This is a genomic window from Modestobacter caceresii (assembly GCF_000761485.1).
GTDB classification, from domain to species: domain Bacteria; phylum Actinomycetota; class Actinomycetes; order Mycobacteriales; family Geodermatophilaceae; genus Modestobacter; species Modestobacter caceresii.
Map to the genome: position 1 here is coordinate 48,022 of NZ_JPMX01000079.1, position 18,006 is coordinate 66,027.

The window sequence follows — 18,006 nt, forward strand, 5'->3', positions numbered from 1 at the left end:
CCGGGAGCCGGGGAAATAGCCGGCCTTGGTGGTGGAGTCCACCGAGGCCGTCACGAACGAGTAGCCGGCCGCCAGCGCCTCCTCGCTCGACAGGCCGGTGCGGGCCACCTCGAGGTCGCAGACCTTGGTGATCGCGGTGCCGATCACGCCGGGGAAGGTGGCGTACCCGCCGCCGATGTTGATGCCCGCGACGCGGCCCTGCTTGTTGGCGTGCGTGCCGAGCGCCACCACCATCCGCTGGCCGGAGAGGCGGTGGCGGGATTCGACGCAGTCCCCGGCGGCCCACACGCCCTCGACCTGGGTCCGCATGCGGGCGTCCACCGCGATACCGCCGGACGTGCCGAGCGGGATGCCGGCCTCCTGGGCCAGCCGGATGTTGGGCCGGACGCCGAGCCCGAGCACGACCAGATCGGCGGGCAGCTCCCCGCCGCTCGCTGTCATCACCGCGCGGGCCCGCCCGTCGGGACCGACGTCGATGGCGACGACCGCCTCCGAGAGCAACAGGTCGATGCCCACACCGCGCACCGCGTCGGCGATGAACTCCCCGATGTCGGGATCGAAGGTGCCGACCGGCGTGGCGGAGCGGTCGACGACCGTGACCTGCAGGCCGCGGACCTGGCAGGCCTCGGCGATCTCCAGGCCGATGTAGCCGCCGCCCACCACGACGACGGTCCGCACCCGGCCGCTGTCGAGCTCGGCGCGCAGGGCGACACCGTCGTCCAGGACCTGTACCCCGTAGACCCCCGCGGCGTCGATCCCCGGTATCGGCGGGCGCATCGGCACGCTGCCCGCGGCGTAGACGAGCTCATCGAACGGCTCGATCCCCTCGCCCCCGCCCTCCAGCTCGCGCCACAGGACAACGCGTCGGTCCAGATCGATGCCGGTCACCTCGGTCCGCATCCGCACGTCGACACCGGCCGCGCGGTGCTGGTCGGGAGTGCGTGCGATGAGCTCGACCTCACTGCCCACGGTGCCGCCGATCCAGTACGGGATGCCGCAAGCGGAGTACGAGGTCGCCCGGCCGCGCTCGAACATCACCACGTCGAGATCAGGCTGCCGCTTTGTGGCCTGAGATGCGGCACTGCCGCCTGCGGCGTCCCCGCCGATGACCACCACGCGACGTCCCATGAGCGCTGACGCTAGGCCACCGCCGGTCCGCCGGCTGCGCCGCACCCGGGATCGGCCGACATCGCGGGGCTCGCTGGTGGTGTGTCAGCTCGACGGAGAGCGGGGCGACGTGAAGATCCTTGTTCTTGTCTGGCTCGCCCGGCGCGCCACTCCCATCGCCGCGACCGCCGACCTCGACGCGCTGCTCGCCCCACCGGTCGCCCGCCATCTCATCCGACCTCCTCGTCCCAGGCAGCGAGCAGCTCTTCGGTGGAGGGGTTGCCCAGCCACCGGACCCGGCCACCGAGCCGGTAGGTCGGCGTGCCGACGAGGCCGGCCGGGCGGGCCTCCGGTGGCAACCAATCGAGATCGATCGTCTCGGCGGCGGCCCCGGGACGTGTCCGGCGCAGGTGAGCGACGAGCTCCCGGGCTCGTACACACCCGAGGCAGCCGGCGGTGACGTAGACCTCCAGCAGCGACCCTTCCGACGGGGTCGCACGTTGCTGCGGTCGCTCCCGGTCGTCCGCCACCGCCACGGCCCGGCGTCTACGCCGTGCGGCGGCGCAGCAGAACGCCCGCCACCGCGCCGAGCACCACGCCGAAGATCACGTGGCCGAGCAGGCTCGTCAACGCCGTCTCGTTGACGACGAAGAGCGGCATCCCCAGAAAGGCGGGCATGAGCAGCAGCGGACCGACCACCCAGAGGACGACGCCGTAACCGGCGCCGATCAGGACCCCGCTGCCCAGGCCCTTGACGAGACCGCCCAGCACAGCTCCGAACGCCGCGCCGAAGATGGCGGAGATCGCCAGGTGGACCACCCAGGCCACCGCCGTGGACGTGCTTCCCACCAGCTGCCCGATCATCCCCATCATGCCCATGGCCTGCATCATCAGGCCGAAGACCACACCTCCGGCCAGGCCGCCGCCCACGCCCGCGGTGACCCTTTGCATGAGGGTTGCGCGACCGTTATGCGCCGTCGTGCCCGTGGTTGCACTCGCCATCGTGCGCATCTCGTCCTCCTGACTCGACGGGCGTCGGTCGCCCGGCGAGCTCGACGCTAAGAGCGGCCACTGCTGCCGTATGTGATCCAGGGCACACTTCTCGCAGGTCCTGGATGCCACAGTGGACACGGGTCAGACCACCGCAGGCCGGCGTGCCAGTAGGCCCCGACGCAGGAAGGGAGCACGATGGCGGCGCACGCCGGCAGCACGCCGTCTCCCATGACCCCGGTGTTCTGCCTGTCCGAGGTCGAGGTGTTCCAGGACCTCACGCCCCAGGAGATGGCCGACCTGGCGGCCCACGCGCCGATGCGTACGGCGCCGGCGGGAACGCTGCTGTGGTCGCCGCACGAGCCGCGCCCGGTTCTCTTCATCGTCAAGGTCGGGTCGGTGCGCATCTACCGGCTCTCGCCCGAGGGCAGGCGCCTGACACTCGCCGTCCTCGGACCCGGCGCGCTGTTCGGGGAGATGGAGTTGATCGGCCAGCGGATGGGGGAGGGCTTCGCCGAGACGCTCGAGCCCAGCGTGCTCTGCCTCATGAGCGAGCAGGACGTCCGCAGCATGCTGCTGTCCGACACCCGGATCGCCACCCGCATGATCACGGGGCTGGGCCGACGGTTGGCCGAAGTGGAGCAGCGGCTGGCCGACACCGTGCTCAAGACGGTGCCGCAGCGCGTCGCCGGCGTCCTGTGCCGGCTGGCCACCGCCGCGCCGCCGGAAACAGGGCTCTTCCCCCAGCGCGGCCCGCACATCCGCCTGACCCACGAGCAGCTCGCCGAGTTGGTGGGCACCACCCGCGAGACCGCGACGAAGTTGCTGGGCGACTTCCGCGCCACCGGACTGGTCGGGTTACGCCGAGGAGGCATCGTCGTGCTCGACCTCGAGGGGCTGCGCGCCGTCGCCGAGCACGGCGAACAGAGCTCGGCGCACGGCCACGCGCCACTACGGCACTGAGACGGAGGAACCCCCGAAGCACCCGCATCGGCAGCCCGGCCTCGATTCCCCCGACCGCTCTCGCGGTACGACGCCCATGGACGTACCGAACCCATGGACGGACCGAGGAGGAACTGTGACGGAGTACGCCCACCCGCAGTTCTACGCGGGGTTGCTCGTCGAAGACCGGGCCTTCCTGGGCGGAGTCGAGCCCGAGGGAACCTCCCGCCATTGGACCTGCCGACAATCGATGGTGGGCGGAGGCCCATCCGGGTGACCGATACGTCCAGCCCCGCGACATGGACACCAAGACGGAGCAGGCTCTTGCCCACGCCGAGCGGGACGACATCCCGTGGCCGTGGCCGTGGCCGTGGACGACGTCGACGGGACGCTGCATCGGCTGCTGGATCCGAAACCGGGCGCCGCATACCTGGTCGGCGCCGACGGGACCGTCCTCTTCCGAAGTCCGTGGGCCGATCACCCCGGTCCGCTGCGGCACGCCCTTTCTGCTGCCGCAGCCGACCAGGACGGGACCGTCGGTCAGGATGCGCTGCTCCCCCTGCCGTCGCGCTGGGAGCGGCATGGGGGTGGCGGCGTCGGCAGCGGAGATGCCGCGGGCAGGCGGCGGGTGAGCGAGAGGCTGCCGGAGCGGAGCCGGTTGGTGGGGCGAGGAAGCCGCGCCTACGGTCGGGTCATGTCGCTGACTCTCGGCACCGGCCCTCTCGCGCGGCCCTCGGCGGGCCGGCTGAACGCCGACCTGTGGTCGGTCGCGCCCGCGCATGCGCTCTTTCTGCACCCACTCGAGGAGCGCATCCGCGGCATGGTCGGCGGGCAGACCGTGGTGGACACGACCGGCGCGATGATGTTGCACGAGACCGGGCTGATGCCGCGCTGGTACCTGCCCGAGGCCGACCTGGCGCCGGGCGTGCTCGAACCCAGCGACACGCGCACCACCTGTCCCGCCCCGGGTCTGATGGAGGCTCTCAATCCGCGTGAGGATGAGAGTCATGGCGGCACCGAGGAAGTACCCCGACGAGCTGCGGGAGCGGGCGATCCGGCTGGCGGTCGACGCCAGGCGTGACCCGGCGACCCGGACCGGGGCATTGAAGCGGATCGGCGATCAGCTGGGGATCAACCCCGAGACGCTGCGCAACTGGGTGACCCAGGCCGAGATCGACGAAGGCCACCGGCCGGGCACCACGACCGATGACGCCACCCGGCTGGCCGAGCTCGAGCGGGAGAACCGCGAGCTGCGCCGCGCCAACGCGATTCTGAAGAGCGCGTCGGCTTTCTTCGCGGCGGAGCTCGACCGCCCACAGCGGTGATCGTCGAGTTCATCGACGCTCATCGGGAGGAGCACGGGGTCGAGCCGATCTGCGAACAGCTGCAGATCGCCCCGAGCACCTACTACGCGCACCGGACCAGGCGGCCCTCGGCGCGGTCGGTCACCGACGCGGGCACTACCGCGGTGATCGAGCGGGTGCACGCGGAGAACTTCGGTGTCTACGGCGCGCGCAAGATCCACGCCCAGCTGCGCCGGCAGGGCCATCCGGTGGCCCGGTGCACAGTCGAGCGACTCATGCGCGCGGCCGGGCTGCAGGGCATCACCCGGGCGAAAGGTCCGCGGACCACCGTGCCCGGCACCGGGCCCGACACCCGCCCAGACCTGGTCGAACGCGCGTTCACCGCGACCGGCCCGGACCAGCTGTGGGTTGCCGACATCACCTACTGCCGGACCTTCGCCGGCTGGGTCTACGCCGCCTTCGTCACCGACGTCTACTCCCGCCGGGTGGTGGGCTGGCAGCTGTCGAAGTCGCTGCGTACCGACCTTGCCCTCGACGCGCTGGAGATGGGCCTCTGGACCCGCCGCCGAGCCGGACGCGACCTCGACGGGCTGGTCCATCACTCGGACAAGGGCGTTCAGTACGTCGCGGTGCGCTACACCCAGCGGCTCGCCGAGGCCGGCGCCGTGGCCTCCGTCGGCTCGACCGGGGACAGCTACGACAACGCGCTGGCCGAGGCGTTCAACTCCCTGTTCAAGGCCGAACTGGTCCGCAACAAGGGCCCCTGGAAGAGCATCGACGACCTCGAGATCGCCGTCGCTGAGTACATCGACTGGTTCAACCACCGACGCCTGCACGGCGAGATCGGCCTCGTTCCACCGGCCGAGCACGAGGACGACTTCTACCGGCACAACACCGCGGCGACTACCGTCGCTGCGTCAGTTCCGAACCTCCACTGAACCCGGGGCGGGACAACCTGCCCGTTCAAGGGCGAGGCCCAGTACTGGCACCTGGAGGTGGACGGCCGCCGGGTCGAGGACGCGGCCTGGTCCTATCCGGACCCGGTGGACGGCTGCCCGCCGCTGGCCGGGCTGGTCTCCTTCTACTTCGAGAAGTTGGACACCTGGCTGGTCGAGGACGACGAGCAGATCGGCCACCCGCGTGACCCCTTCCACCGGGTCGACGCGCGGCGCTCGTCCCGGCAGGTGACGATCCGGATCGACGGGCAGGTGGTGGCCGAGACCCGCGCGCCCGTGGCCGTCGTGGAGACCGGCATGCCGGTGCGCTGGTACGTGCCTGAGTCCGACCTGCGCGACGGTGTCCTGGTGCCGAGCGGGACCACCTCGGTCTGCCCGTACAAGGGCGTGGCGGGCTACGAGCACGCTGTCGTCGGCGGGCGGAGCCACGAGGACGTGGCGTGGCACTATCCCGAGCCGCTGCTGGAGGCGCTGCCCGCCGCCGGCCACCGGTCCTTCGACGGCGACGCGGTGGAGGTGGAGGTCTCGCCCTGAGCCGCCGTCAGGTCAGCTGCGCGGCGAGGTCGGTCAGGTCGCTGGCGCGCAGCGACGGAGGGGTGAAGCTCGCCGGGTACGGCGAGCCGCTGCGATCGATCCATGCGGTGGTCAGGCCGGCTCGGGCGGCCCCGTCGATGTCCCACGGGTGGACGGCGACCAGCACCATGTCGGCCGGCTTCGTCCCGCAGGTCCGGGCGGCGTACTCGTAGGCACCGCGGGCCGGCTTCCAGATGCCGGCGTCCTCCACCGACAGCAGCGCCTCGAACTGGCCGCGGATGCCGGCGTCGGTGAGCAACCGTTCCGACACCTGCGTCGAGCCGTTGGTCAGGGTGACCAGGCGCTGCCCCGACGCACGCAGGGTCCGGATCCCGTCGGGGACGTCGGGGTGGACGGTGAGCTCGGTGAAGCCGCTCATGACGTGGTCGACGGCGGCGTCGGTGTCCCGTTCGAGGTCGACGCCGTACAGCACGGTGCGCAGCGCGTCGACCGCCAGCTCGGCGAACGGGTGGGATGCGCCGGCGGCGGTCAGGGCGAACCCGTCGCGCAGCAGGGTCGCGAACCAGAGCTTCGCCAGCTGCGCCGGAGCGCCGACGTCTTCGAAGCGCTGGGCCATCGGGCTCATGTCGGACAGGGTCTCGTTGACGTCGAAGACGATGACGGACGGCGAAGTGTTCATTGCAGGCTCCCGGGGGTCGGTCGACAGAACTCGGCGGATGCGCGGCGGGTGGGCACGGCAGGTCGGCGGGGCGGTGTCATTCGTCGTCGGTGCTGGAGGCGACGAGCACCAAGACCCGGGGCAGCGTGGTGAGGTAGGCGTCGAGGATGTTCGCCATGCCGGGGCGGGCGTCGCTGAGCCCGGCTCGCTCCAGCGCCTCGGGGCCGGCGGACACCCGCCAGGGCAACCCCCTGGCGACGTCGACCGCCCGCTGCTGCAGGTCGCCAGCGGCCGTTCTGGTTCCGGGGACCTGCGGGCCCAGGTGCTCCCACGCCGCTTCCAGCAGGTCGCGCCCGCGCAGGCTGCGCCAGATGCTGTTGACGATGGGCGTCTCCAGCGCTGCGCGGATCTCCCCGTAGAGGTCCGGCGCCGGGGCGTCCTGGGGCGACGGCGCGGGGCTGCGCGGGTGCACCGGGCGCGGCTCCGGTGCCTGACCGGGTGCGGGCGGCAGGTCCAGTTCGTCGTCGAGCGCCAGGTGCAGCCCGGCGGCCAGCAGCAGCATCCGGCTCAGCGGACCGGCGAACTCGGCCAGCGCGTTCCGGGCCTCGGAATCCTCCGGTGCTGTCCCGGCCTCCCGCACGGAGGAGACCAGGCGCTCCGCGGTCGCGCTGAACGCCGGCTCCGGCAGCACGCCGGTGGCCTGCTCGTAGGCCAGTACGAGGTAGCCGGGGCACAGCGCCAGCGACTTGAACAGGCTCGGCACGAACGGCATGCCCTGCAGAAGCTGGGCGTAGACGGCGGCGACGGCACCTGTCGCCTCCGCCTCTTCGACCATCGGGTAACCGACGAACCCGTCGACGTCACTCCTCATCGGAACGCTCTCGTCCCGGCGCGGCATCGGTCGCCTTGAGCAGCTCGTTGACGGCCGCGGCGACCACCTCCGGATGGTCCTCGGGCGTGAAGTGCTTCCCGCCCGGAATGGGCTGGAGCGTGGTGCCGAGGTCGGCGGCGAGGCGGCGGCCGTACTCGATCTTCTGGAACTGGTCCGCGTCACCCCAGACGACCCGGGCGGGCAGGCCGAGGGAGGGCAGTTGATCGCTGATGGCGATGGTGTCCTCGACCCGGAGCGCGCTGACCTGCCGCATCAGGCTGCGGGCGGCGCCGTGGGCGACGTAGTGCTGCCAGTGCACCCCGATGGACTCCAGCGCCCGCGCGCGGTCGTCGTGGCCGCGGTGGATCAGCTGGACGAACGAGGGGTAGAGCACGGTCTCGGGCAGGTACCGCAGGACCGGCGCCCCGCGCTGCATGGCCTTGACGCTGGGGATGGGCCAGGAGTCGTAGCTGACCGCGTTGGTGAGCACGAGGCCGGAGAACCGGCCGGGCGCCCGGACGGCGGCAATCTGCGCCACCCCGCCGCCGAGGTCGTGCCCGACCAGGACCGGTGCCTCGACGCCGACCATGTCCAGCCAGCGCAGCAGCCGGTCGGCCTGAGCGGCCAGGCCGAGATCGTGTCCTTCCCCGTCGGGAATGGAGCTGCCGTACCCGACCATCTCCAGCGCGAGGGAACGTCCACGCACCAGCGGCATCACGTGGCGCCACAGCCGCGGCGAGGTCGGGATGCCGTGCACGAGGACGACCGGGGCGCCGTCCCCGTGCTCGAACCAGCGGACCGGCTCGCCGTCCAGGAGCTCCTCGTGCAGGTGCATGCCGAGACCGTTCACGACCGACCGCGCAGGCGCCGCAGTGCGGTCCGGGCCTCGGGAAGCGCGATCGGCAGCGTGGCGAGCTGCGCGAGTGCGGCGACGGTGCACCAGGAACAGACCTTGCGGTGCTTGGTGATCTGCTCGGCCAGCAGGTAGAGGCCGCCGCCGGCGTCCGCCGCGGTCTTGGCGGCCAGCGCCAGCGGCACCCACGGCTGCGTCCGGGCGCGGTCGCGGTCGCCCATGCCGGCCAGGACCAGCGTGATGCCGGCGCTGACCAGTCCCAGAGCGGCATCCGGCGTCTTCAGCTCCTGGTACGCCTCGCCGGAGGCGTCGACCGCATCGGCGCCCAGGAAGGGCAGCGACGGTTCCGGCACCCGGCGAATGAGCCCGAACTGGTACAGCCCCACGACGCCCAGCGCGGCCGAGGCCAGGGACGTCAGCCCGGCGATCCGGCGGCGCTGTTCGAGGAAGTCGCCCGCGCCCCGCCGCAGGTCGTCACTCACCTGCTCGGCCGCAGGGGAGCTCGACCGGCCGATCCCTCCGGACCGTGGCCGGACGGACGCCGCCGGCGGTCCGGCCGGGTGCGGTCTTCCCGTGGTCGTGCGCATGTCGGTTCCTCCTCTGATCGGGGTCTGACTCCTGCCATGCCCGGCCGGCCCCCTGAAAACTCACCGAAACGGTGCACTTCCGGCGGCCAGCCGGCTGTCCGGGTCGGAGCGCGGGCGCGATCGGAGGCCGGGTCGATCTCCACGGGGGGATCGAAGTGGGTCGGGAGGAGCTTGACGCGACGGGCACCGACACCTCGGTCAGCTCGGTGTCGCGTCACTCGGCGTCGAGACGTGGCGTTGAGCGTTGCCTGCCACACCTCGTCGCCCGCGCCCGACCACCCCGCCGGACGATGTCCGACCGGTCGGGATGCCGACGGCCCGGTCGAGGGGTTTCCTGGGCATCCGGGCCGGTCGAGCCCGGGTGGCCGGCGGGGCGGATGGAGGATCTCGATGGGGTTGCGCGCACGGCTCAGGGGCTGGGAGGAGCTGACCCGACCGGTGCACCCAGACACGGCCCGGGTGCTGCGGGAACGGTGGGCAGCGCTGCCCCTGGCAGTGCGCACGCCGGCGCAGACCCTGGGCCGGCACGCGGTCGGCTGCGAGGGCACGCACGGCGTCTTCCCCAAGTGCAACCTCACCTGTACTCCGTGCTACCACTCGGCAGACGCCAACAAGGTCCGGGTCGACGGCGAGCACACTGTCGCGGAGGTCGACGCCCAGATGGCCTACCTGCGGCAGCGGCGTGGCCCGTACGCGCACGCCCAGCTCATCGGTGGCGAGGTCAGCCTGCTGGCACCGGACGACCATGCCGCGGCGCTGTTGCGCATGCGGGCGCACGGCCGCGAGCCGATGTCGATGACCCACGGGGACTTCGACGCCGACCATCTCCGCGCACTCGTGCAGGACGAGCGGGGGCGGCTGCGGCTTCGGCGGGTGAGCTTCGCCGCGCACTTCGACATGCTGATGCGCGGCCGGCGGGGCGCGGTGCGGCCGCGTACGGAGGCCGAGTTGCACCCGTTCCGGCAGCGCTTCGTGCAGATGTTCCGCGACGTGCGGGCCGAGACCGGGCTGCGGTACTACCTGGCCCACAACATGACCGTCACCCCGGCCAACCTGGGGGAGGTGGCGGAGACGGTGCGCGCGGTGCTGCCGATGGGCTATTCGATGATGTCGTTCCAGCCGGCCGCCCACGTCGGTGACGCCCGCCGCTGGCGGGAGGACTACCGGCAGGTCAGCATCGGCGCGGTCTGGGACGCCCTGGAGGAGGCGGTTGGCCACCGCGTGCCGTGGGAGGGCGTGCAGTTCGGTGATCCCCGGTGCAACCGGACGGCGTTCGGGTTCCTCGTCGACGGCTCCTGGGTGTCGTTCCTCCAGCCCACGGATGACCGGGACCTGCACGCCCGCGACCGTTTCTACGACCACTTCGGCGGGGTGGCGTTCACCGGCACGCCCCCGGCACTTCTGGCGCTCAAACTGCTGCGGGTGCTGCGTCGCCACCCGGGTGACGTCGGCGTCGCGCTGCGGTGGGCCGCTCGCACGGTGGGCCGGGCGGGCGGCCTCCGGCGGCTCGTCGGGGCGGCACGTCGTCGCACCCTGCGGCCGATGACCTTCGAGGTCCACAGCTTCATGGACGCCGCGCAGGTCGCCCCCGCCTGGGATCTGATGCAGCGCGGCGTCGCGGCCGAGGACCCGGAACTGCTGGCGACCCAGGAGCGGCTGGCCGCCTGCACGTACACGATGGCCCACCCCGAGACCGGGCAGCTCGTGCCGGCGTGCGCCCAGCACTCGGTTCTCGACGTCGAGGAGAACGCCCGGCTGCGCCGTCTCCTACCGCTGACCGTCATCGACTGACTCGACGGGATCGGCCTCGACGCCGTCCTGGCGGGCGTTCCCGGCGACCACGGCCAGCGCTTCCGCCGGCAGCCGCAGGCCGACGTCCCTGCCGACCTCGAGCTGCAGCCCCGGCCCGAGCTCCGCGGTGACCCGCGCGGTACCGGGGCGGTCAGGGCCACCGACCTCGACGGTGACCAGGGCCCGCGGCCCCCGGCGCCGGACGCGGACGACGGTTCCGACGGCGTCGGCGTCGGCTCCGGTCAACTCAACCGCCTCCTGGCGGATCAGCAGGACGCCGGGCCCGTCGGCCACAGACGTCGCCACCCGGAACACGCCGAGGGGGGAGTGGTGCCAGCCGCCGCGCACCTCGCCGGCGATCTCGTTGCGGCCGCCCAGCAGCCGGCTGACCGCCAGCGAGGCCGGGCGGGTGTACAGCTGACGCATCGGACCGGACTGGAGCAGCCGGCCGCCGTCGAGCACCGCGACGGTGTCGCCCAGCGCGTCGGCCTCCCGGTGATCGTGGGTGACCAGCAGGATCGTGGGGGACAACCGCAGCCGCAGTTCGTCGAGCAGCTCGTACATCTCCTCGCGCAGCCCGGCGTCCAGCGCGCTGAACGGCTCGTCCAGCAACAGCACCCGCGGTTCGGCGGCCAGCGCCCGCGCCAGCGCGACCCGCTGCTCCTGCCCGCCGGACAGCGATCGGGGTGTTCGGCGCTCGAAGCCGGCCAGCTGCACGAGCTCGAGGAACTCGCGCGCCCGCCGACGTGCGGCCCGGCGGGGGACGCCCCGGACCCGGTCGGCGAAAGCGACGTTGTCGGTGACGTCGAGGTGGGGGAACAGCAGCGGGCGCTGGAACACCATGGCCATGCCGCGGTTCTCCGCGGCGGTACCGGCCAGGTCGACATCGTCGAGGGTCACCGATCCGGCGGTCGGTTCCTCCAGACCGGCGGCCACGCGCAGCAGGGTGCTCTTGCCCGATCCCGACGGGCCGAGGATCGCGACGCTGGAGCCGGCCGGGACCTCGAGGTCGACCTCGTCGAGCGCCGGTTCCTGCTGCGGCCCGTACCGCAGGGACACGCCGGTCAGCCGCAGGTAGCCGTTCACGCCCGCACCTTCCGGCCCCGGCGGCCGATCGCGGCGACGATGAGCAGCAAGGCCAGCGGTGGCAGCACGGCCAGGAGGGACAGTGCGGCGACCTGGGCCTCGTTGCCGACCGCGGACGTGGCCGAGGCCACCAGCAGCGGCAGGGTGACCAGGCGGCCACCGCCGACGAGCACGGTCACCACGTAGTCGCTCCAGCCCACGAGGAACGCAAGGAACGCGGCGGCGGCGAGCGCCGGGGTCAGGACCGGGACCTGGACCAGGCGCACCACCTGCCGGGGGGAGGCGCCGAGGGTGCGCGCCTCGTCGTCGAACCCCTGGTCGTAGCCGCCGTAGGCCGTGCGCATCACGTAGGTGGTGTAGGGCAGGGCCGCGACGGTCAGCAGCAGGACCACCCCCGCCCAGGCCGGGACTGCAAGCCGCAGGAGCAGGACGTCGAACCCCATCGCCACGACGAACGGGGGCACCACAAGCGGGCTGAGCAGCACTGCGCCGACCAGCACGGAGGCGGGCAGATGGCGGGACGCCAGCGCCCGTCCGGCGAGGGCGCCGAGCGGGGTCGCGAGCATCGCCACCAGCCCACCGAGGGCCAGCGAGCCGACGACACCGGAACCGGCGCCCTGCTCCGCCGCCTCGGCCACGCCGGACAGGCCCCACTCCTGCGGCAGGACCGCCGGAGCCGACCAGCGGTCGGCGAGCCCCCACAGTGCGAGGGGGACCAGGGGCAGGACGAACCAGGCCGCCAGCAGGAGCAGGGCCAGCCCCGGGAGCAGGCGCCGGGCGCCGAGCGTCACCGCCAGCCCTCCATGCGGCGCAGTGCCGCTGCGGCGACGGCCACGGCGGCGAGTGCCAGCGCCGCGGTCGCCACCGCGACGGCCGCGGCCTCCGGGCGGGCGGTCAGCTCGAGGGAGGTGAAGAGCCGGAAGGCCAGCACCGGCAGCGGCTCGGGAGACGGGCGGCCCAGCAGCCAGGCGACCTCGTAGGACCCCAGGACGTAGACGAAGCTGATGCCCGCCGAGGCGACGAGTGCTGGTGCGGCCAGCGGCAGCGTGACGTAGCGGAGCCGGGCCCACGGCCGGGCTCCCAGCACGATGGCGGTGTCGCGGTAGGAGGCGACCCGGCTGGCCAGCGCGCTGGACACCACGAGGGCGATGAACGCCGACTCCTTCCAGGCGTACTCGGCGACGACGGCGATCCACCACCGCCCGCCCACCAGCGGTGGCCAGCCGGTCTCGACGCCCAGCACGCGGGGGAGGAAGCCGGCGTCGGCGAGGAGCAGCCCGACCGCCGCTGCTCCTACCACGTGCGGGACCGGGATGGTGGCCGAGCTGAGCAGGGCGAGCAGTCGGCCGGACCGCCGGCGGCCGGTGATGGCCAGCGCCGTGGCCAGCCCCACGAGGGCCGCCAGGACGGTGGCGGCCGTGGCGATCGCCACGGACAGGCCGGCGGCCGTCCACAGGTGATCGGTCGGTGCTCGCCAGGGGTCCAGCGTCAGGCGGGGCTGCCCGACCAGCGGGGTGAGGCCGAGGCTGCTCAGCAGCGCCGAGGTCAGGGCCGCCAGGACGACGGCGCCGGTGGGGACGACCGCGGGCAGGATGAGCAAGAGCGCCCGCCGGCGCGGCGAGCGCCGGGACCGGCCGGTGTGGAGCGGCCCCGCGGTGTGCGTGCGGCGCCCTGGGGCAGCGAGCGGCAGGCCGGTCACGGGTTGGCGGCGAGGACCGTCTGCCGCCATCCCTCCTCCAGCCGGGGCACCCACTCCGCGGACAGCTCGGGGTCGGCGCCGCGGGACAGCTCCTCGTAAGGGGGCACCACGGCGGCGGGCAGCTGCTCGAACGCGGCACGATCTCCAGCATCCAGGCGGGACAGGTCCAGGACGGTGAACTGGCCCCACACCTCGGGCCGGGCCTTGGCCAGCTGCTGGTCGGCGGAGAGCGCCAGGTCGGCGACGACCATCGCCCCCTCCTGGTCGCCGGAGGTCGAGGGGATCGCGAGGAAGCTGGCGTTGCCCAGCGTGCCCTCGTCCAGGGTGAGGACCCGGGTGGTGGGCGGGTAGGTCCCGTCGGCGACGAGGTCGGGAAGCGTGGCGGGCCCGTAGGTCATCGTCATGTCGACCTCGCCGTCGGCGAACAGCTGGTTCAGCTGCTCCCCGGTCTGCGGATAGGTGTCCCCACCCCGCCAGAGGAACGGGGCGAGGTCGGCCAGGGTGTCGAAGAGCCGCGGGGTCAGCTCGTCGTAGGCGTCCTGCGAGTAGGTCAGCGGCACGTCCTCCGGTCCGCCGGAGACGCCGTAGAGGACCTGGCGGAGGAACGCCGACCCGGTGAAGTCCGGGGGCGCCGGGTACGTGAACCGGCCCGGGTTGGCCCGCGCCCAGTCCAGGACCCCCTGCAGCGTCGTGGGTGGGTCCGGGACGGCCGCGGAGTCGTAGACGAGGGTGAACTGGGCCTTGTGCCAGGGGGCCTCGCATCCGTCGACGGGGGTCCCGAAGTCGGTGGTTAGCAACGGATCATCGGGATCGGTCCCCGCCATGTTGGGCAGCATCCCGGTCCAGCCGCACAGCCAGGCGCCGGCTTGTCGCCCGGTGGCGAAGTTCTCCCCGTTGATCCACACCAGGTCAACGTCGCCGTCGGTGACACCCGCCTGCCGCTCACTGAGGATGCGGTTGACCGCGTCGGCGGTGTCGGCGACCGGGACCCGCCGCAGCGTCACCCCCTGCTCGGCCGCCGCCGGAGCGAGGATGTCGTCGACGTAGGCGTTGCCCTGTTCATCGCCGCCGTACATCCACAGCGACACGGTCTGGCCGTCCGCAGCCGCCCTGATGTCGGCGAACGAGCGGCCCTCTGCCTGGGGTGCGGCGCTGTCGGGCGCCGCACACGCCGCCGTCACCAGCGCCAGAATGGCCAGGCCGACGGCCGTGCGACCGGCTCGACGGGGTCGGCTGCTCGGTCGGGTCATGGGCTGGCCTCCTGGGTCGGTGTGGGTTCGGCCGTCGCCGCGGCGACCAGGCGTGTCGGGAACACGCTCCGGCGTTCCTCGGCTTCCCGCCACCGGGCGCGGCGTCATCGCCGATGATCGACTGTGCCCCAGCAGCGGCGAACGGCCGGTCGTGGACGAACGGGAGGACGCCAGTTGCTGGACGGACCGGTTCGCCGGGTGCTGGAGCCCCCGCTGGGCCGGCTGGCTGCGGTGATCGACCGGCCGTGGGTCACACCCGACCGGATCACCGCCGCAGGGCTCGTGCTGGGACTGGGCTCGGCCGGGGCGGCAGCGTCGCAGGAGTGGGCGGCAGCGCTGGTGCTGTGGCTGCTCTCGCGGCTCGCGGACGGCCTCGACGGACCGCTCGCTCGTCGCCGCCAGGCCCGGACAGGGGCACCGGACGCCGGTGCCGGTGGCTTCTTCGACATCACCGCCGACTTCACCGTCTACGGCACCACCGTGCTCGGGGTCGCGGTCGGGACCGCGGGGGTCGGTGACGGGCCGTGGTGGCCGTTCCTGCTGGTGCTGCTGGCCTACTACCTGAACGGTGCCGCGTTCCTGGCCTTCTCCTCCATCGCTGAGCGGTCCGGTCGTCGGCTCGACGACGGCCGGTCGCTGTCCTTCCTCGGTGGCCTGGCCGAGGGGACCGAGACCGTGGTCGTGCACGCGCTGTGGCTGTTGTTCCCGGACCTGGCCTGGCCGATCGCCGCAGTCTGGGCGATGGTCGTCCTGCTCAGCGCTGGCCAGCGGATGGTGGCCGGATACCGGTCGCTGAGGTGAGCTGAAGGGGGCTTCGCGCCCAGCGGGGACGGCGTAGGTCGAGCCAGGTCCGGCGTGCCTTGACCGCGACACCGGTGAGTCGGGAGGCGACCGGCCGGGCCAGGCGAGCTCGGACCGTCGCCACAGTGGCGTTCCAGACAGCGTCGCTGTAGGTGGGGTACGCGTGCGTGGTGCCGGCCACCGCCGAGGCCCGCATGCCGTGCCGGATCGCCAGGGTCAGCTCCGCCAAGGTCTCCCCGGCCCGCGGGCCGACGACCGTGGCGCCGACCAGGCGGCCGCGGCTGTCCAGGACCAGGTCGGTGAACCCGGACGTCTGGTCTTCCGCGACCGCCCGGTCCACGTCGGCGTGGCCCTCCCGCTGCACCGTGCAGCCGGCGGGCGGGCTGGCCGAGTCGACGCCGACAGCGGCGACCTCCGGGGAGGTGAACGTCACGCGGGGCACGACCGGGTCGACGCGACGACGCAGGCCTAGCACGGCGTTGCCGGCCGCCAGGCTGCCGTGCACCCCCGCGGTATGGGTGAACTGTGGGTGGCCGGTGAGATCGCCGGCCGCCCAGATCCGCGGGTTGGAGGCGCGCAGGTGCGCGTCAACCACGATGGTGCCGTCGTCGGCGAGGTCGACGCCGGCCGCGGCGCAGCTCAGGTGGGCGGTGCTCGGCTTCCGGCCCACGGCCACCAGCAGTTGATCGAAGGCCACGGCATCGCCGTCGGCGAGCAGGAGTTGGCCACCCCGATCGGAGTGCACGACCTTCGTCACCGGCTGGCCGAGGAGGAGCCGGACCCCGTCGGCGGCCAGGGCGCGGGCGACGATCTCGGCGGCGTCCGGAGCCTCCTTGCTCAGGATCTGGTCGGCGCCCTCGACCAGGGTGACCTCGGCGCCGAGGCGGGCGAAGGCCTGAGCCAGTTCGCAGCCGATCGGTCCGCCGCCCAGCACGGCCAGTCGGGTGGGCAGCTCCTGGAGGTCCCAGACGGTGTCGCTGGTCAGCAGGGCCGCAGGATCCAGCCCCGGGATCGGAGGGACGGCGGGGGTGGCGCCGGAGGCCAGGAGGGCCTGCCGGAACCGCACCGTCCGGCCCTCGACGTCAGCGGTATCCGGTCCGGTGAGGCATGCAGTGCCGGTCAGCACGTGCACGCCAGCGGCCTCGAGCGAGGCGGGGGAGTCACTCGGGGCGATGACGTCGATGGCGGCGCGGACGTGGGCCATCACTCGGCTGAAGTCGACCCGCACGCCCTCGACGTCCACCCCGAGACGGTCCGCGGCCCGGGCGTCGGCCGCCGCAGCCGCGGACGCCAGCAGTGACTTGGAAGGCACGCAGCCGGTCCACAGGCAGTCGCCGCCGGTGCGGTGCCGCTCGACCAGCAGGACCCGGGCGCCCAGGCCCGCGGCTGTCTTCGCGCCGACGAGGCCGGCTGTGCCGCCGCCGATGACCAGCAGGTCCCAGCGGGTGTCATCGAAGGCTGACGTGGTCATCGGTGGTCCTCCTCGAGCAGTTGGTCGACGGTGCGGTGCAGGCGTGCCACCGCGGCCGGGTCGGGGCCGACGAGCTGGGACAGGCGCAGCATCGCCCAGCGCATCGACCGGAAGTCCTCGGCCGCGGAGGCACAGCGGTCGCACTCGGTCAGGTGGGCTTCCAGGCGGCGGATCTCGCCGGGGTCCAGCGGGGCCGAGGGGTCGGCGTCGAGGTAGCGCTGAAGGCGCTTGGCGGTGAAGTGGCAAGACAGCATCCTGCGCAGGCCGGTGATCACCGCAGGCTCCCTTCGGGCCGGGCATGGGCGCGCAGATGGGCGCGCACCCGCTGGCGCGCCCGGCTCAGGCGGGACATCACCGTGCCGAGCGGAACGTCGAGCAGCCCGGCCACCTCGGCGTAGGTCAGACCGTTGACGTCCACGAGCACGAGCACCGTCTGGAACTTCGGGTCCAGGCTGTCGACGGCCCGCTCGAGGTCGTCGGGCAGGATCTGCAGCACGATCTGCTCCTCTGGGCTGGGCTCGGTCACCGCGCCGAACGCCGGCCGTGCTCCCGGCAGGATGGCGGTGTCCTCGACGGGATCCGGTCGACGCCTGCGGTGCATGTTCACGTTCGTGTGCCGCAAGATCGTCAGCAGCCACGCGCGCGGGTGGGCGCCATCGAAGCGGTCCAGCGCACGCCAGGCCCGGATCAGGGTTTCCTGGGTGAGGTCCTCCGCCTCGGCCCAGGACCCGGTCAGGGTGCGGGCCACCCGGAGCAGCACCTCGAGCTCCGGCTCGACATGCACCCGGAACAGCTCAGCCCGTTCCGCGGCGGGATCGGCCGGCGCAGAGGACATGCTGCAGGAACCCGGCGGGGACGACGCGGTGTTCCCGGATGCCCAGGATGGCAGCCATGGGCTCGATCCGCTTCCCGCTTCCCGCCTCCTCGCCTCCCGAGGCAGTGGCCCTAGCGCGGCGGCTGGGCGCGCGGAGCGACGCCGACATCGACGCCCGCCCCGGGCGGCTCCTGGAGGGCGAGCTCGACGACGTCCGCTCCGCCGCGCCGCGGCGAACACATCCAGATCCGGGTCGGCATGGTCCCTTCCGGCGTCCGCCGCTGACGGTCCG

General features: G+C 73.1%; 20 protein-coding genes, 1 pseudogene and 1 other annotated feature. Of the genes and pseudogenes, 7 read left to right on the forward strand and 14 right to left on the reverse strand.

Going from position 1 to position 18,006, the window contains the following annotated elements; all coding sequences use genetic code 11:
- From IN07_RS17380 to IN07_RS17390, 3 genes are all read right to left on the reverse strand, one after another.
- Nucleotides 1-1,128 (reverse strand): NAD(P)/FAD-dependent oxidoreductase (locus tag IN07_RS17380; RefSeq protein ID WP_036337904.1); only part of this gene is annotated, 1,128 nt, incomplete at its 3' end.
- A gap of 209 nt (nt 1,129-1,337) precedes the next feature.
- A complete protein-coding gene (locus IN07_RS17385) occupies nt 1,338-1,643 on the reverse strand; it encodes a thioredoxin domain-containing protein (protein WP_197058524.1) in 306 nt (101 codons plus the stop codon).
- A 10-nt stretch (nt 1,644-1,653) separates the two neighbouring features.
- Nucleotides 1,654-2,118, reverse strand: coding sequence for a hypothetical protein (locus IN07_RS17390; protein WP_231558443.1), 465 nt, complete (start codon nt 2,116-2,118; stop codon nt 1,654-1,656).
- Between the two features lie 177 nt (nt 2,119-2,295).
- Here IN07_RS17390 and IN07_RS17395 point away from each other — a divergent pair, with 177 nt between their 5' ends.
- The 5 genes and pseudogenes from IN07_RS17395 to IN07_RS26760 all read left to right on the forward strand — a co-directional run bounded on the left by IN07_RS17395 (nt 2,296) and on the right by IN07_RS26760 (nt 5,833).
- The gene (locus IN07_RS17395; RefSeq protein ID WP_064972443.1) at nt 2,296-3,060 is read left to right on the forward strand and encodes a Crp/Fnr family transcriptional regulator; all 765 of its coding nucleotides are present in this window, start codon (nt 2,296-2,298) and stop codon (nt 3,058-3,060) included.
- A gap of 331 nt (nt 3,061-3,391) precedes the next feature.
- Entirely contained in the window at nt 3,392-4,120 is a 729-nt protein-coding gene (locus IN07_RS26480) for a DUF427 domain-containing protein (RefSeq protein WP_231558444.1), read from the forward strand.
- Nucleotides 4,047-5,281 (forward strand): IS3 family transposase gene (locus tag IN07_RS17410; protein WP_231558445.1). Its coding sequence is split into 2 segments (ribosomal slippage): nt 4,047-4,326 and nt 4,326-5,281, totalling 1,236 coding nucleotides; the frame shifts between segments, so codons are not numbered across the junction. The genes IN07_RS26480 and IN07_RS17410 overlap by 74 nt, the downstream gene beginning before the upstream one ends.
- Nucleotides 4,325-4,438, forward strand: a sequence feature (AL1L pseudoknot). (Overlaps the previous gene by 114 nt.)
- A gap of 21 nt (nt 5,282-5,302) precedes the next feature.
- Nucleotides 5,303-5,416, forward strand: a pseudogene (locus tag IN07_RS26755) (DUF427 domain-containing protein); the annotation flags it as partial.
- 21 nt (nt 5,417-5,437) lie between these two features.
- Entirely contained in the window at nt 5,438-5,833 is a 396-nt protein-coding gene (locus tag IN07_RS26760) for a DUF427 domain-containing protein (RefSeq protein WP_407937440.1), read from the forward strand.
- Nucleotides 5,834-5,840: 7 nt separating this feature from the next.
- On the opposite strand, the gene IN07_RS17420 is transcribed toward IN07_RS26760, so the two are convergent.
- The 4 genes from IN07_RS17420 to IN07_RS17435 form a co-directional block, all read right to left on the reverse strand.
- Complete coding sequence (locus IN07_RS17420; protein WP_036337914.1) at nt 5,841-6,512, reverse strand: haloacid dehalogenase type II; 672 nt, start codon at nt 6,510-6,512, stop codon at nt 5,841-5,843.
- 76 nt (nt 6,513-6,588) lie between these two features.
- The gene (locus IN07_RS17425) at nt 6,589-7,362 is read right to left on the reverse strand and encodes a hypothetical protein (protein WP_036337917.1); all 774 of its coding nucleotides are present in this window, start codon (nt 7,360-7,362) and stop codon (nt 6,589-6,591) included.
- Entirely contained in the window at nt 7,352-8,197 is an 846-nt protein-coding gene (locus tag IN07_RS17430; protein WP_052091432.1) for an alpha/beta fold hydrolase, read from the reverse strand. The genes IN07_RS17425 and IN07_RS17430 overlap by 11 nt, the downstream gene beginning before the upstream one ends.
- An 11-nt stretch (nt 8,198-8,208) precedes the next feature.
- Entirely contained in the window at nt 8,209-8,697 is a 489-nt protein-coding gene (locus IN07_RS17435; protein WP_052091420.1) for a vitamin K epoxide reductase family protein, read from the reverse strand.
- A 543-nt stretch (nt 8,698-9,240) separates the two neighbouring features.
- Between IN07_RS17435 and IN07_RS17440 the strand changes: the two genes are divergently transcribed.
- Nucleotides 9,241-10,593: a radical SAM domain-containing protein gene (locus IN07_RS17440; protein WP_231558446.1), complete on the forward strand. Its 1,353-nt coding sequence runs from the start codon at nt 9,241-9,243 to the stop codon at nt 10,591-10,593.
- Here the strand turns inward: IN07_RS17440 and IN07_RS17445 are convergent.
- From IN07_RS17445 to IN07_RS17460, 4 genes are read right to left on the reverse strand one after another with little or no spacing between them, the layout of a single operon-like run.
- The gene (locus tag IN07_RS17445) at nt 10,570-11,679 is read right to left on the reverse strand and encodes an ABC transporter ATP-binding protein (RefSeq protein ID WP_052091422.1); all 1,110 of its coding nucleotides are present in this window, start codon (nt 11,677-11,679) and stop codon (nt 10,570-10,572) included. The two genes, IN07_RS17440 and IN07_RS17445, sit on opposite strands and share 24 nt — an antisense overlap.
- Nucleotides 11,676-12,470 (reverse strand): ABC transporter permease, encoded by a 795-nt coding sequence (locus tag IN07_RS17450; RefSeq protein WP_052091423.1) that lies wholly within the window; start codon nt 12,468-12,470, stop codon nt 11,676-11,678. The genes IN07_RS17445 and IN07_RS17450 overlap by 4 nt, the downstream gene beginning before the upstream one ends.
- On the reverse strand, nt 12,467-13,378 hold the full coding sequence (locus tag IN07_RS17455; protein ID WP_231558447.1) for an ABC transporter permease: 912 nt from the start codon (nt 13,376-13,378) through the stop codon (nt 12,467-12,469). Before IN07_RS17455 ends, IN07_RS17450 begins: the two co-directional genes overlap by 4 nt.
- Nucleotides 13,375-14,628, reverse strand: a complete 1,254-nt coding sequence (locus tag IN07_RS17460; RefSeq protein WP_036337920.1) for an ABC transporter substrate-binding protein — start codon at nt 14,626-14,628, stop codon at nt 13,375-13,377. The genes IN07_RS17455 and IN07_RS17460 overlap by 4 nt, the downstream gene beginning before the upstream one ends.
- Nucleotides 14,629-14,802: 174 nt before the next feature.
- On the opposite strand from IN07_RS17460, the gene IN07_RS17465 reads away from it, so the two are divergent.
- On the forward strand, nt 14,803-15,429 hold the full coding sequence (locus IN07_RS17465) for a CDP-alcohol phosphatidyltransferase family protein (RefSeq protein WP_036337923.1): 627 nt from the start codon (nt 14,803-14,805) through the stop codon (nt 15,427-15,429).
- Here the strand turns inward: IN07_RS17465 and IN07_RS17470 are convergent.
- The 3 genes from IN07_RS17470 to IN07_RS17480 are packed head-to-tail and all read right to left on the reverse strand — an operon-like array spanning nt 15,383 to nt 17,735.
- Nucleotides 15,383-16,900: a dihydrolipoyl dehydrogenase family protein gene (locus IN07_RS17470; RefSeq protein WP_052091424.1), complete on the reverse strand. Its 1,518-nt coding sequence runs from the start codon at nt 16,898-16,900 to the stop codon at nt 15,383-15,385. The two genes, IN07_RS17465 and IN07_RS17470, sit on opposite strands and share 47 nt — an antisense overlap.
- Nucleotides 16,897-17,175 (reverse strand): zf-HC2 domain-containing protein, encoded by a 279-nt coding sequence (locus tag IN07_RS17475; protein WP_036337926.1) that lies wholly within the window; start codon nt 17,173-17,175, stop codon nt 16,897-16,899. Before IN07_RS17475 ends, IN07_RS17470 begins: the two co-directional genes overlap by 4 nt.
- The gene (locus tag IN07_RS17480; protein ID WP_036337929.1) at nt 17,172-17,735 is read right to left on the reverse strand and encodes an RNA polymerase sigma factor; all 564 of its coding nucleotides are present in this window, start codon (nt 17,733-17,735) and stop codon (nt 17,172-17,174) included. The genes IN07_RS17475 and IN07_RS17480 overlap by 4 nt, the downstream gene beginning before the upstream one ends.
- Nucleotides 17,736-18,006: the final 271 nt, after the last annotated feature.